This is a genomic window from Candidatus Poriferisodalis sp., assembly GCF_965219595.1.
Lineage (GTDB): Bacteria > Actinomycetota > Acidimicrobiia > Acidimicrobiales > Poriferisodalaceae > Poriferisodalis.
The window spans coordinates 3,244,111-3,256,949 of sequence record NZ_OZ244781.1 but is presented as its reverse complement, the minus strand read 5'-3'; the positions used below and the strand labels follow the sequence as shown (position 1 = coordinate 3,256,949).

The following is a 12,839-nucleotide window of genomic DNA, read 5'->3' as shown; positions in this document are numbered from 1 at the left end:
GCGCTGTCTAATTCTTGGCGCGTCGCAGGATGTGCTCGACGATCTCGGGACCGTGGGTGAATTGCAGGAAGTGACCGGCGTCTGCCAGTACGTCGATCGGCGCATTCATCTGGCCGGCCCAGGTGCGGCCCCAATCCTCGTCGAAGCCCTCGTCTTGGGCGCCCCAGATGAAGTGGGCGGCCTTGTCCCAGCCCAGCAGCACCCGGTAATGCAGGGCCTGCCCGGCACCGTTGCCGCTGTCGTAGTTCCCGACTGGGATGGACAGCGGGAACCACCGGGCGCCGTTGAAGCCCTCTTCGGGCAGGCCCCGGAACGGCGCCGAGAACCCCGCGTACCGCAGAGCTGCTTCGCCCTCGAGTTCGGGTTCGACTCTCGCTTTGATCGCAGGCACCACATCGCGTGAGCGCACCATGCGTCCAGCCAGCAGCGGTACGAGGCCGATGCTCGGCTGCGGGTGCGCATAGCGGCCACCCGGCTTCCAGGCGTCGATCCACTGCAGGAAGCTCTCGTCGTAGTCGAACTCCGGATGGTGGAGCCACGTGTTCATGATGACGAGGCGGCTGAAGCGGTCGGGCATCATCGCTGCTTGGGCGAAGCCGATCGGGCCGCCCCAGTCCTGGCAGACCACCGAGATGTCTGTCAGGTCCAGGCCGCTGATCAGCGAGCTCAGCACCTCGGTGTGGCGGGCGATCGAGTACCAGTTCGGATCGGTGGGTTTGTCGCTGCGGCCGAAGCCGAGATGGTCGGGGGCGATGCAGCGGTAGCCGGCGTCGACGAGTCCGGGGATCATCGTGCGGTACAGGTATGCCCAGGTCGGCATGCCGTGCAGCAGCAGCATGACCGGCCCGTCGGCGGGCCCTTCGTCAACGTAGTGGACACGCAGGTCCTTCCACTGGTGGTAGCAGGGCTCGTAGTCCCAGTCGGTCAATGCCTCGAAGTGGGCGTCGTCGGTACGAACGAAGTCGGTCACGGGTGGTCTCCGGCTGTGTCGGGGCCAGCGCAGGGCACCGGCATCGGATTCGGCGTGCAGTTCAGCGCAGATCGAGCGACATGCGCTGTTCCATCGGCACGCCGTGGCTGTGGGGGATGGGCGCGACGGTTTGGGCCAGCACTTCGAACCCGAATGCCTCGTAGAACTTGACGGCGGGATTGTCCGACAGCACGTCGAGATGGACGACCCGGTAGCCCTCGTCGGCAGCGCGAACGATGGCGTCCTTCATGAGCGCTGCGCCGATGCCCTGGCCGTGCAGTTCGGGCCGCACCGAGAGCGCGTGGACGTAGTAGGCGCTTGCGGGTATGACCACGTTGAGATAACCGGCGAGGTAGGTGCGCCGTCCCAGCTCGGCAAGCTCGTCATGGGTGACGACGCCGTCCTCGATGATTGGCGACCACAGCGGGCGCAGTGTCTTCTTGCGGTGCTCGAATTCCGGGCCTGCGAAGCCGATCTCGATGCCCAGCAGGTCGTCGCCGTCGAGAGCGACGGTGGTCTCGTCGTAGCCAAAGAGGGTGCCTTCAGCGAGCCATGAGTCGCCGACCAGGCGGTCGAAGACGGCCCGGGAGCCGAATTGGTAGTCGTAGGTCGAGGGACCGGTCGCGTGAGCTAGCTCAACAACTTCGGCGGTGAACTGTGCCGCCCGCTCCCGATCCACGGTGACGAGTTCCATCGATGCCCCCAGGACTGTGCATCTCCGCCGATGCCTCAACACTGGACGCTAGCCCTGCGGCAAAGTCCGGCCCGAGGGAGCGCCGCAGTCTCGCTGATTTGCGGGTCGCGGGGTAGTTTCTGGGCAGACGGCCCGACGGGCGGGCCCGGAGGCCGAGACGTGCTGCCATGAGCAAGACCGCTGTTCGTTCGTTGCAGAGGACTCCGGCCTCGGCGGGGCTGGAGCCGATTCTTGAGGCAATGCGGGAGGACGGCGGGGTCATCGTCGAGGGGATGTTCGGCGCCGACACCATCGCCCAGATACGTGCCGCCGCAGACGATTTCGCGCATGGCATCGAGCCGGGCGGTGCTACTCAGGGCCTCGGCGATGACGGGAAGCGCTTCGTTGGCGCCAACACGATCCGCTTCTCGAGCCTGGCCCGGCTGACTCCGGCATTCTTCGACGTCCTCGACAACGAGCTGTACGCGCAAATCGCCGATGCCGTGCTGCTGCCGATCTGCGGTTCGTACTGGCTGAACACGGCGCAGGTGATGTACATCGGTCCGGGCGAAACGGCGCAGATGCTGCACCGCGACGCAAACAACTGGTGGGCATTTGTCAAGGCCACCTGGCCCGATTCGCCCGAGGTGACCGTCAGCGCCATGATCGGCTTGGAAGAGGTCACCGAGGAGTTGGGTGCGACCCGGGTCGTGCCGGGCAGCCACCGCCAGAGTGAGCTGGCTCGCTACGAAGAGCGTGAATCGGTGCCGGCAGAGCTGGGGCCTGGCGATGCGCTGGTCTACTCGGGCTACGTGCTGCACGGGGGTGGCGCCAACCAGACAACCGACCAGTGGCGCCGGGCCTTCCACGTCAGCTTCGTCGCCGGCTGGTTGACGCCCGAAGAGGCCAGCCCGATGGACTTCAGCCTGGGAGAGCTCGCTGGCCAGAGCGAGCGAGTACAACGTCTGCTCGGCCACAGTTCCTACGACCCCCGCCCGTATAACGGAGGCGGGTTGTGGCTGCGCCATGCCCGCGAGATGCAGGACGTGATCGCCTCGAACGGCGACGCTGGTTGAGACCGCTTCACTCGACACAACCCGGATTGATCGGCAGTCGCGGCGGTAGCGTTCGCGCCCGGCGCTGCGGCGCAGCTCACCCGACAGGCAGGAGCCCCTAATGGACTTTCTGAAGATGAACGAACCCGTGATCAAGGAGTTCCGGGAGAACGAGGGCAACTGCAGCGGCTGGCTCAAGGGTGCGCCGATGATCCTCGTGACCATGACCGGGGCCAAGACCGGCCGCGAGCTGTGCTCACCGCTCGTGTACTCCACCGACGGCGATGACATCGTGATCATCGCCTCCAAGGGCGGCGCCCCGACCAACCCGAACTGGTACTACAACCTGGTCGCGAACCCGACGGTCACTGTCGAAGTAGGCACTGACACGTGGGAGGCCACGGCGCACCTCACCGAGGGTGGCGAGCGCAAGCGGCTGTTTGACGCCCAGGCGGCACTGATGCCGCAGTTCGCCGACTACGAGAAGAGCGCCACCGAGCACGGCCGCGAGATTCCCGTATTCCGCCTCGTCCGAAACTGAATCACCTTTGCGGACGGGCCATGGGCCCCGACGCCCCAGGACGGTGGAGCGCGTTTTGTTGTCTGAAGGCGCGCCGTCGCGCATGCTGTGTCGGTGACGAGGTCGCCGTTGAGGTACGTGGCGAAGGCACTGTCGACCGAGGGCGTGCCCCCGAGCGAGCTCGGCATGTCCATGGTGCCGCACCCGCTGATGTACCAGGAATTGGCGCACGATCCCGAGTACCAGATCTACAACGGGCGACTCACACCGGTGCGTTTCGCCGACGTGTCGGCAACCGAGATGTACTGGAAGGTGCGCCGGGAAGTGATCTTGCGGCACACCGGCGAGCTGCCCATCGAGCTGGTCGGCCCTGATGCCGAGCGGCTGGCGAATCGGGTCTTCCCGAGGGATGTATCGAAGGTGCGCGTAGGTAGGAGCAGCTACCAATTCGCCTGCTACGACGACGGCGGCATGATCAATGACGGCGTGTTGCTGCGACTGGCCGCCGACCGGTTCTGGATGGCCCAAGCCAACGGCGACCTATACAGCTGGTATCGGGCCCACGCTGCTGACCTCGATGTGGAGGTGCGTGACCCTGACGTGTGGGTCAGCCAGGTGCAGGGGCCTCGCTCGCTGGATGTGCTCGCCGCGGTGGTGGACGGTGGCCCGCCCGAACCGTTTCGCTATTTCGACATTGCCGAAGTGTCGATTGCCGGCCAGCCGCTGGTGATCACCCGCTCGGGATTCACCAACGAGCTCGGCTGGGAGTTCTACCTCGGCCCCGAGATTGACAGCGAGGCGGTAGGAAACCGCATTCTCGAGGTGGGCCAGCGGTTCGGCATGATCATCACCTCGGCCCAAGTGTTCCGAGCCCGCCGGATCGAAGCCGGATTGCTCAATGCCGGGGCTGATTTCGACCGCACGGTGACACCGTTCGAGGCGGGTCTCGGCCGTTTCGTCGACCTCGACAAGGAGGACTTCATTGGCAAGGAGGCGCTGGAGCGGGCCGATCAGCGCTGCCGCACCTGGGGGATGCGCACCGAAGGCGGCATAGCCCAGCTCGGCCGCACCCTCAGCCGCGATGGCGTCGCCCTCGGCCAAGTGACTTCCACCGCATGGTCGCCCTACCAGCAGTGCGGCGTTGCCATCGCTCGCATGGAGGACCCCACCAACGGACCAGGCACCCTGCTCGACGTTGAGTCTTTCGAGGGCCGGAAGCTGCGCGGCGAACTCTGCACGCTCCCGATGTACGACCCAGAGCGCCTCATCCCAAGAGGCCACCTAGTCGACATCCCCAACCGCCGTTGACGGCAAGTTACCGGACACCCTGAGGAGCAGACAGCTATGTGGCGGTCGTTGATTCGGGATGTTCCGGGGTTTCCTCGGGCGGGGGTTGTGTTCAAGGACATCACGCCTTCGCTGGGGGATCCGGACGGCTTGGCGGCGTGCGTGACTGAGCTGGTGGAGCCGTTTGAGGACCAGGGTGTTGAGCTTGTGGCTGCACCGGAGGCCCGGGGCTTCGTTATCGGCGGAATGGCAGCGGACCGGCTGGATGCCGGGTTTGTGCCGCTGCGCAAGCCGGGGAAGCTGCCACGGCCGACCCTGGGCGCAGACTACGAGCTTGAGTACGGTGCCGAGCGCTTGGAAATGCACACCGACGCCATTGCGGCCGGAGCACGCGTGCTGGTCGTTGACGATGTGCTTGTCACTGGCGGGACCGCGGCCGCGTCGGCGCAGCTCGTCACGCTCGGCGGCGGCGAGCTTGTCGGATTCTCGTTCATGGTCGAGCTCGCATTCCTTGACGGGCGCCACCGGCTTGGCGACGTACGCGTCGAGTCAGCGCTTGTCATCGAGTAACTGGCTGGGCCGTTGCAGGCACTGCCCGACGGTGCAGGTGCGTCGGGACCGCTCACGCGCTTACGGTGAGCGTGACCTGCTGATCCAGGAAGCGAGCCGATCCATGCCCACACCGTCACCCAAGGTCATGAGCGCCGAAGCGCAGAACCTCGTACGCAGGCCGAACTTCGCACATCTTGCAACCATCCGGGCCAATGGCTCGCCCAAGCTCGATCCGGTTTGGATCGACCTCGTTGACCCCTCCACGGTGATCATCGCCACGGGCGGGGAATCGCTCAAGACGCAGAACGTGTTGCGTGATCCGTGAGTTGCCATCTCGATCGTCGACATCGACAACCCGTATGAGGAGCTGCAGATGCGTGGCACCTGCGTGGTCGAGCCCGATGCCGACATGGCTGCTCTGGACGCGCTGAGCCACAAGTACACCGGCAAGCCGTTCCCGGAACGAGGCGATTGGGGCGTTGTGCTCCGCATCACGGTCACCCAGTACCTGTACCAAGATCTGCCATTTGAGCACACACCGGCGTAGATGGTTTCAGCCCCGGACCGGGCACGAAGCTCTTCCTACCGCTGTCATGGGCACCGGTGTCGCGGGGTGCCTGCATGTCACGGCTGGTTGGCGGCCCCTGGAGTGGGGGTGTCGACCGTCGCGAACCCGCCAGTGACATCGGGCACACGGGCATAGCTCTGGTCCGCGCCGGACTGGCCATCTTCCCAGTCGACGCTGGCAACGAGCGTGCCGTCCAGCAGCCAGATGCCCAGTTCCTCGTCGCTCCCGAGCGCGAAGCCGGGCCAACCGTCCTTGTCGAGGCTGAACTGCATGTATGCGCCCGGCTGGATGACGGTGCCGGCCGGGAAGGGCACTCGCTTGCCGACATCGGTGAGATCGTCAGCCATCTCGAAGCCATCGAGCGCTATGGGCACTCGCGACGCGTTGTGCAGCTCGAACCAGTCGAGCGGGTCGCCCTTGGCGGCCACCTCATTGATGACCAGTCCGACATCAAGCGGGGTCTCCGAGGTGTCGGCGCCCTGTGCACTTGTGTCGGCGTCGCCGGATGTTGGTGGGGACCATCCGTAGGCCCCCGAGAAGGCGCCGGCGATCACAGCGCCGGCAGTCGTCCCGCCGCTTGACAGTTCCAGCGCGCCCTCGGTGAAGGGCGAGAAGCTCTCCGGCGACGACGCTCCCGGCGGGATCGACCAGATTCCTCCGGCGATGGCGTCCACGCCGATGACCAGCGTTCTGCCCGCCGCGATTTCGCGGGGGTCGACGACCAGCGACATTCCGTTGACCGAGCCGTCGGGACCAAGCCCAGCGACGATGATGGAAGCGGGCACGTCGACGCTCGGAAGCAGGACACGCTCCTCGGGATTGGCGTGACCGGCAAAGACCCCGGTGCGTTCGGTCGATTCGGGGGCGCCGTTCAGCAGCAGGCTGTGGACCGTTCCCTGCCCGAGCGGGTTGGGACTCGAGCTGCTTCCCCAGGTCGTCTCGAAGGTGATTTCGAGGGTTCCTGAATCCGCGGCGGATGGCGCGGAAACCTCGGGCTGGGGCCATTCGGGTGGCTCTGGCGAGAGGTCCGTCAGGATCTCGTCTCTGCGCTTGCCGATGAACGTCCGCACCCGCTCGGTGTCGGCTTCGGCCGCCCTGGCCTCTGCGGGAAGGGCATGTTGCTGCACGATGGCAGCCATCGCATCGACCGCAGACAGCAGATCCGTCTCGTCCCAGGCGTCGTCCAGAATCTGCTTCAGCCGAGCAACGTATTTCACCCGCCAGTCAGGGTGGTTGTACAGGCGGTTGGGAATCGCAGTGAGCGCCAGCACCGAAGGCGGCGGGTCGGAGATGTTGTCGAAGGGATTGGGGTCGTCGGAGAGGTGGAACGTGCCGTCGGTGCCCCACGGCAGGAACACGAACCGGCCGTCGGGCACCCGGTAGAACCAGTAGTTGTTCCGGTCGCCGGCGTAGCCGTCCCAGTGCCCCACCAGCACTTCCGTCGCCCAGAACGAGAGGAAGCGGTCGAGATCTACGATCGACCCGAGCGCCGTCAATCCGGCATCGGAAGGGTCGCTCAAGGCCGCGACGACGGCGTCGATGTCGGACCAGTCGTCGGCATCCTCGTTGGTCTTCTTCTCGAAGGTGCCGCGGAACTCGAGCGTGAAGTCGCTGACCGTGCCCTCGTACAGGTTGCCGTCGGCGTTCTCGAAATGGTGCGACAGGAACGGAGCCTTGAACTCCTCCACATGCACGTACAGCCCCAGATCGGTGCCGTTCACCGACACGGTGGCGAAGTTGCAGCGCGGTGCGGGATTGCCGGCCGCGGCGAACACCCGGTACGACAGGCAGGTGTTGACCATCGAGGGGTCCTGGACGCTGTTGTTCAGCGTCATCCGGTTCATGCCCCCCGGGAGGGACTGGCCGTCGACGTACTTGTCGAAGCGGAGCTTCAGGGACGGCTTGGTGGAACTCTGCGAACCGACGAAGCCCTTCTTGCGCACGCCCACGTCGGCGTGCGTCTGGCCGTCGACCGTCACCGTGGCACCGAACCAGGTGTAGATGCTGGCAAAGGGCCGCGAGAGGCCGTATTCCTCGATCTCCGCGAACACGTCGGCCAGCGTGCGTGTCTGGTGGCGCAGCGTGTCCCAGTCTTCGACATCGATCTCGATGCTGATGTCGAGCACACGGTCGAGGGCGAAATAGGCGTCGCGCGGATCGGTCTCGAGGTCATCTTGGGGGGCTGAGCCGGGGGCCGTGGCAGCGGGGGCTGCGTCGCCAGCGAGAGTCGTGGCCGCGGTCGTCGTGGTTGCCGCTGTTGGGGCGGATGGGGCCGTGTCGGACGTGGGCGTTGCGGCCGGGAGCGCGCCGTCGTCGGCTGCATCTGTGCAGCCGGCTGCGACGAGTGCCAAGGCGACCAGTGCGGCGGCGAAGCGACGCTGGCGGCGAGGTTGTCGCATGCGGCTTGCCTTCACGTGCAGGTAGGACGTGAGCGGACCATACAGCTAGGCCCCGTCCGCAACGCCTCAGAGATATTGTCAGAAATACTGGCAAAAGAATGCTAGGGTCCCGCCGATTCACCGAGGCTTGCCTGGATATACAGGGCCGTCAGGGGAGTGTCATGGACATCGTGCTGACTGGAACCGGTTCACCGCTGCCTGACGCCAACCGGGCCGGGCCGTCCACGCTCGTCAAAGCCGGCGACACGCACATCCTCGTCGATGCCGGCCGCGGCGTCGTCATGCGCATGGCCGGCGGCGGCTCGCTGCCGGTCTTCCTGAGCGCCGTGCTGATCACCCACCTGCACAGCGACCACGTGTGCGCGCTGAACGACGTGGTCACGACCCACTGGGTCCTGGGTCAGGGCAACGCCACGCTGCAGGTCTACGGACCGCCCGGCACAGCGCAGTTCGTCGAACGGCAGCTCGGCGCACTGGAAGCCGACATCGGCTACCGCATCGCCCACCACGACGTACTCGTCAACGAACCGCAGGTCGACGTGATCGAACTCGAAGCGGGCGAGACGTTCGACGTCAACGATGTGAGCGTCAGCACAGCGGCAACTGAGCATGCGCCCGTGCGGCCCACGCTCGGCTACCGCCTCTCCCACGACGGCGCGGTCGCCGCGATCGTCGGAGACACCATCCCCTGCGACGGCGTCGACCAACTCGCCGCCGGCGCCGATGCCTACGTGCAGACCGTCATCCGCAAGGACCTCATCGGGCTGAGCCCCAACCCGATGGCGCAGGACATCCTCGACTACCACTCCGATGTCGTCGAAGCGGCACAGACCGCGGCCAGGGTCGGCGTGAAGCGGCTGGTGCTGACGCACATGGTTCCCGCGCCCACCCCCGAGCAGTACCCCGAGTGGGTCGATCTGGCAGCGGCACACTTCGACGGCGAGGTCGTCATCGGCGACGACCTCACCACTGTCACGCTGTGAGGCAGCGCAGTCGCGCCAACTGGTTTCCGGCATCGTCCCAGGAGCTTCGATGACACATCCGATACAGCCGACGCCGTTCGAAGGCCGCATCGGCCGCACGCTCGCCGAATCCGAACCGCACTTCACCTCCCGGCCGCACCCCGGACCCGATGCGCCCAACGTCGTCATCGTGCTGCTCGACGACACGGGATTCGCTCAATTCGGCTGCTTCGGCTCCGACATCGACACCCCCCATGTCGACGCGCTCGCAGCCGCCGGGCTGCAGTTCACCAACTTCCATGTCACCCCGCTGTGCTCGCCGACGCGGGCGTCGCTGCTGACCGGCCGGTCCCAGCACGCCGTGGGCATGCGCTCGGTGTCGAACCACCGCACCGGCTTCCCGCACCAGCTCGGCCACATCACCAACCACGCCGCGACCGTGGCCGAGGTGCTCGGCGCACAGGGATACGCCACGTTCTGCTGCGGCAAGTGGCATCTGGCGCCGACCGAGGACATCTCGGCCGCCGGGCCGTTCGACCAGTGGCCGCTGGCACGAGGGTTCGACCGCTTCTACGGCTTCCTCGAAGGCGAGACAGACCAGTTCCACCCTGAGCTGGTGGTGGACAACCACCACATCGACCCGCCTGCGGGGCCCGACGACGGCTACCACCTCAGCGAAGACCTCGTCGATCAGCTCCTGCGCATGATCAACGACAGCAAGGGCGTGCGACCGGACCGGCCGTTCTTCGCCTACCTGCCCTTCGGGGCAACCCACGCGCCGCATCAGGCACCGCAGGCCTACCTCGACAAGTACCGGGGACGGTTCGACGACGGCTGGGATGCGGTTCGCCAGCGCTGGTACGAGCGACAGCTCGCGCTGGGGATCATCCCCGAAGGCACGCAGCTGGCGCCCCGCAATCCCGGCGTGAAGCCGTGGGACGAACTGCCCGACAGCCATCGCCGCTTCGCCTGCCGCCTGCAGGAAGCCTTCGCTGCGTTCCTCGACCACACCGACGACCAGATCGGCCGCCTTGTCGACGGGCTGCGCCAGATGGGCGAGCTCGACAACACGATCCTGATCGTGCTGGCCGACAACGGCGCCTCCCAAGAGGGCGGGCCGTTCGGCGTCATGCACGAGATGAAGTACTTCAACGGCATCGTCGACGACCCCGATGACGTGATGGACAGGCTCGACGACATCGGCGGGCCCAACTCGCACACCAACTACCCGTGGGGCTGGGCCCAGTGCGGCAACAGCCCCTTCAAGTGGTACAAGCAGAACACCCACGAGGGAGGGGTGCATGTGCCGCTGGTGGTGCACTGGCCGGCCGGCATCGCCGCTGACCAGCAGGGCACCCGTCGAGACCAATTCGTGAACGTGTCTGATGTGGTGCCCACCGTCTACGAGCTCCTGGGCATCACGCCACCCGAGGTTTTCGGTGGTTACGCACAGCTTCCGGTGACCGGCAGCTCGTTCGCTGCGGTGCTCGCCGACGCAGACGCACCGGCCACGAACACGCTCCAGTACTTCGAGCAATCCGGATCCCGAGCGCTCGTGGCCGAGCAGGACGGTGTCACCTGGAAGGCGGTGGCGCGGCACATCAGGGGCGATTCCTTCGACGACGACCGCTGGGAGCTGTACGAGCTGTCATCGGACCATTCCGAGTGCAACGATCTCGCCGAAACCGAACCCGGCAAGCTGGAGGAGCTGATCGGGCTGTGGTGGGCCGAGGCTGAGCGCAACGGCGTGCTGCCGCTCGACGAACGGATGATCGAACTCTTCGTCGCCCGCCTTGATGATCACTCGCCGCACCCGACGAGTCGGCGATACCGCTACCGCCCGCCGTTGTCGCCGATCCCCTCGGCAGCTTCAGCGTCACCGTCAGGTCGATCGTGGGAACTCACTGCGCACGTGAGCCGCGGCGCCGACGATGCGGGCGTGCTGTGGGCGACCGGCAACGCCAACTCGGGCATGTCGGTGTTCGTGCAGAGCGGCCGTCTCGTCGTGGACTACAACTCGTTCGGCGAGCACACCGTCGTCGAGTCCGCCATCGAGGTGCCCGCGGGGGAATGCATCTTGACGGCACGGCTCCGCCGCACGAGCCGCACCGAGGGCGTCATCGAACTGGCGATCGACGGCGAGCACTGCGGGAGCGCGGAGCTCCCCTACATGATGCGCATCATCTCCTCGATCGGCTCCAGTGTCGGTTTCGACCACGGGCAAGCCGTGTCGCCGCGCTACGAGGCCCCATTCGCTTTCAGCGGGGCCCTGCACGCCGTCGAGATCGACCGGAGCGGTGGGTCTCAGGCCGATGCCGAGACGGCTGCACGTACCGAGATGGCACGCCAATAGGGGAGCACCGATGACCCTCACCGCCGATTCGATTCCTGTCGCGTACACCCCGGCGGGAGGCTGGACGCAGTGGCCGCCGCCGATCCTGGCGGGCTGCACCCAGCCGCTGTGCGACGGCGCGCCGGACATGCGCGGCTTCTGGCAGACGGTGGAGGTGTACGTGGACGGCACTACGCAGCCTGGCCATCCTGCCATCGGGCATGTGCAGCGCATCGAGCAGGCCGACGACCGGGTGGTGGTGACCGGTGCGGGCATCGTCCATGACATGCGCTGCGACGGGACGCTGGAGAACGGCGTGCATGACGTCGCCGAATTCGACAAGTCGACCGAGATCCACGTCGTCGCCAGCTTCGAGGACGGCGTGCACGTGCTGCGGCCGCACGGTCTCAATGTGGGCACCGGCCTGATCGAGGTTCGCCGCTGGCGCGACGGCGAGCACCTGATGTGGGACTACATCGGTTTCACGGCCCGCCTGCGCCAGCTCGCTTCGCCCGACGCCGACCCAGAACTCGTCTTGGCCCAAATCGAAACACAGGAGCAAACACCATGAAGACCCTTCGCACGCCCGACGAGCGCTTCGCCGATCTGGACGGGTACGACTTCGAGCCGCACTACGTCGAGATTCCCGACGGCGAGGGCGGCTCGCTGCGAGTCCACTACCTCGACGAGGGACCGCCCGACGCCGACCCGGTGCTGCTGCTGCACGGCGAGCCGTCGTGGGCGTACCTGTACCGCCACATGATCCGGCCCATCGCCGATGCCGGGCACCGCGTGATCGTGCCCGACCAGGTCGGCTTCGGGCGCAGCGACAAGCCCACAGAGCAGTCCGACTACACCTACGCCCGCCACGTTGCGTGGATGTCGAGCCTCGTGTTCGACGTGCTCGATCTGAGCAGCATCACTTTCTTCGGCCAGGACTGGGGCGGCCTGATCGGCCTGCGGCTCGTGACCGCGCAGCCCGACCGGTTCGCCCGGGTGGCTGTCGCCAACACCGGTCTGCCCACCGGAGACCGTTCGCCCAGCGATGCCTTCATGAACTGGCAGACGTTCGCCCGGGAGTCGCCCGTCTTCCCGATCGGCGACATCGTGAACGGCGGCTGCCTCACCGAATTCGCTCCCGAGGTCATCGCCGCGTACGACGCGCCCTATCCCGACGATTCCTACAAGGCAGGGGCACGCGCATGGCCATCACACGTCTGCACTTCGCCCGACGATCCTGAGGCGCAGCCGAACCGCGAGGCCTGGGGGGTGCTGCAGCAGTTCGACAAGCCGTTCCTGTGTTGCTTCAGCGACCAGGACCCGGTGACTGCCGGGGCAGACAAGCCATTCCGCAAGCTCGTGCCCGGTGCGCAAGGCCAAGCGCACGTCACGATTGAGGGCGCTGCGCACTTCCTGCAGGAAGACAAAGGGCCCGAGCTGGCCCAGGTGTTGATCGACTTCATCGACGCCAACTGAGCGCACCTCCACCTGCGCCGCCGCTACCACGGGCCAACTACGGTC

13 protein-coding genes are annotated in these 12,839 nt (G+C 66.4%); 10 read left to right on the top strand and 3 right to left on the bottom strand.

Annotated elements, in window-relative coordinates; genetic code table 11:
• Positions 1 to 7: 7 nt before the first annotated feature.
• Positions 8 to 970 (bottom strand): alpha/beta fold hydrolase, encoded by a 963-nt coding sequence (locus ACOQPE_RS14390; RefSeq protein ID WP_420609578.1) that lies wholly within the window; start codon positions 968 to 970, stop codon positions 8 to 10.
• Positions 971 to 1,031: 61 nt separating this feature from the next.
• A complete protein-coding gene (locus tag ACOQPE_RS14385) occupies positions 1,032 to 1,664 on the bottom strand; it encodes a GNAT family N-acetyltransferase (protein ID WP_420609577.1) in 633 nt (210 codons plus the stop codon).
• Positions 1,665 to 1,831: 167 nt separating this feature from the next.
• Between ACOQPE_RS14385 and ACOQPE_RS14380 the strand changes: the two genes are divergently transcribed.
• The 6 genes from ACOQPE_RS14380 (at position 1,832) to ACOQPE_RS14355 (ending at position 5,604) form a co-directional block, all read left to right on the top strand.
• Complete coding sequence (locus tag ACOQPE_RS14380) at positions 1,832 to 2,719, top strand: phytanoyl-CoA dioxygenase family protein (RefSeq protein WP_420609576.1); 888 nt, start codon at positions 1,832 to 1,834, stop codon at positions 2,717 to 2,719.
• Between the two features lie 100 nt (positions 2,720 to 2,819).
• Complete coding sequence (locus ACOQPE_RS14375; protein WP_420609575.1) at positions 2,820 to 3,239, top strand: nitroreductase family deazaflavin-dependent oxidoreductase; 420 nt, start codon at positions 2,820 to 2,822, stop codon at positions 3,237 to 3,239.
• Between the two features lie 93 nt (positions 3,240 to 3,332).
• On the top strand, positions 3,333 to 4,526 hold the full coding sequence (locus ACOQPE_RS14370; RefSeq protein ID WP_420609574.1) for an aminomethyltransferase family protein: 1,194 nt from the start codon (positions 3,333 to 3,335) through the stop codon (positions 4,524 to 4,526).
• A 36-nt stretch (positions 4,527 to 4,562) separates the two neighbouring features.
• Entirely contained in the window at positions 4,563 to 5,075 is a 513-nt protein-coding gene (locus ACOQPE_RS14365) for an adenine phosphoribosyltransferase (protein WP_420609573.1), read from the top strand.
• 103 nt (positions 5,076 to 5,178) lie between these two features.
• Positions 5,179 to 5,382: a pyridoxamine 5'-phosphate oxidase family protein gene (locus ACOQPE_RS14360; RefSeq protein WP_420609572.1), complete on the top strand. Its 204-nt coding sequence runs from the start codon at positions 5,179 to 5,181 to the stop codon at positions 5,380 to 5,382.
• 48 nt (positions 5,383 to 5,430) lie between these two features.
• Positions 5,431 to 5,604 (top strand): hypothetical protein, encoded by a 174-nt coding sequence (locus tag ACOQPE_RS14355; RefSeq protein ID WP_420609571.1) that lies wholly within the window; start codon positions 5,431 to 5,433, stop codon positions 5,602 to 5,604.
• A 77-nt stretch (positions 5,605 to 5,681) separates the two neighbouring features.
• On the opposite strand, the gene ACOQPE_RS14350 is transcribed toward ACOQPE_RS14355, so the two are convergent.
• The gene (locus ACOQPE_RS14350; protein WP_420609570.1) at positions 5,682 to 8,024 is read right to left on the bottom strand and encodes a CotH kinase family protein; all 2,343 of its coding nucleotides are present in this window, start codon (positions 8,022 to 8,024) and stop codon (positions 5,682 to 5,684) included.
• 161 nt (positions 8,025 to 8,185) lie between these two features.
• Here ACOQPE_RS14350 and ACOQPE_RS14345 point away from each other — a divergent pair, with 161 nt between their 5' ends.
• From ACOQPE_RS14345 to ACOQPE_RS14330, 4 genes are read left to right on the top strand one after another with little or no spacing between them, the layout of a single operon-like run.
• Positions 8,186 to 9,007 (top strand): MBL fold metallo-hydrolase, encoded by an 822-nt coding sequence (locus ACOQPE_RS14345; RefSeq protein WP_420609569.1) that lies wholly within the window; start codon positions 8,186 to 8,188, stop codon positions 9,005 to 9,007.
• A 49-nt stretch (positions 9,008 to 9,056) separates the two neighbouring features.
• Positions 9,057 to 11,339, top strand: a complete 2,283-nt coding sequence (locus ACOQPE_RS14340; RefSeq protein ID WP_420609568.1) for an arylsulfatase — start codon at positions 9,057 to 9,059, stop codon at positions 11,337 to 11,339.
• Positions 11,340 to 11,349: 10 nt separating this feature from the next.
• Positions 11,350 to 11,889 carry a hypothetical protein gene (locus ACOQPE_RS14335; RefSeq protein ID WP_420609567.1) on the top strand — a complete coding sequence of 180 codons (540 nt, stop codon included), beginning with the start codon at positions 11,350 to 11,352 and terminating at the stop codon, positions 11,887 to 11,889.
• Positions 11,886 to 12,794: a haloalkane dehalogenase gene (locus ACOQPE_RS14330; RefSeq protein ID WP_420609566.1), complete on the top strand. Its 909-nt coding sequence runs from the start codon at positions 11,886 to 11,888 to the stop codon at positions 12,792 to 12,794. Before ACOQPE_RS14335 ends, ACOQPE_RS14330 begins: the two co-directional genes overlap by 4 nt.
• Positions 12,795 to 12,839 lie beyond the last annotated feature (45 nt).

Coding starts and splice junctions, on each gene's coding strand:
- ACOQPE_RS14350 (WP_420609570.1), bottom strand. CDS start 8,024: ATGCGACAACCTCGCCGCCAGCGTCGCTTCGCCGCCGCACTGGTCGCC.
- ACOQPE_RS14360 (WP_420609572.1), top strand. CDS start 5,179: ATGCCCACACCGTCACCCAAGGTCATGAGCGCCGAAGCGCAGAACCTC.
- ACOQPE_RS14365 (WP_420609573.1), top strand. CDS start 4,563: ATGTGGCGGTCGTTGATTCGGGATGTTCCGGGGTTTCCTCGGGCGGGG.
- ACOQPE_RS14355 (WP_420609571.1), top strand. CDS start 5,431: ATGCGTGGCACCTGCGTGGTCGAGCCCGATGCCGACATGGCTGCTCTG.
- ACOQPE_RS14330 (WP_420609566.1), top strand. CDS start 11,886: ATGAAGACCCTTCGCACGCCCGACGAGCGCTTCGCCGATCTGGACGGG.
- ACOQPE_RS14345 (WP_420609569.1), top strand. CDS start 8,186: ATGGACATCGTGCTGACTGGAACCGGTTCACCGCTGCCTGACGCCAAC.
- ACOQPE_RS14375 (WP_420609575.1), top strand. CDS start 2,820: ATGGACTTTCTGAAGATGAACGAACCCGTGATCAAGGAGTTCCGGGAG.
- ACOQPE_RS14380 (WP_420609576.1), top strand. CDS start 1,832: ATGAGCAAGACCGCTGTTCGTTCGTTGCAGAGGACTCCGGCCTCGGCG.
- ACOQPE_RS14340 (WP_420609568.1), top strand. CDS start 9,057: ATGACACATCCGATACAGCCGACGCCGTTCGAAGGCCGCATCGGCCGC.
- ACOQPE_RS14335 (WP_420609567.1), top strand. CDS start 11,350: ATGACCCTCACCGCCGATTCGATTCCTGTCGCGTACACCCCGGCGGGA.
- ACOQPE_RS14385 (WP_420609577.1), bottom strand. CDS start 1,664: ATGGAACTCGTCACCGTGGATCGGGAGCGGGCGGCACAGTTCACCGCC.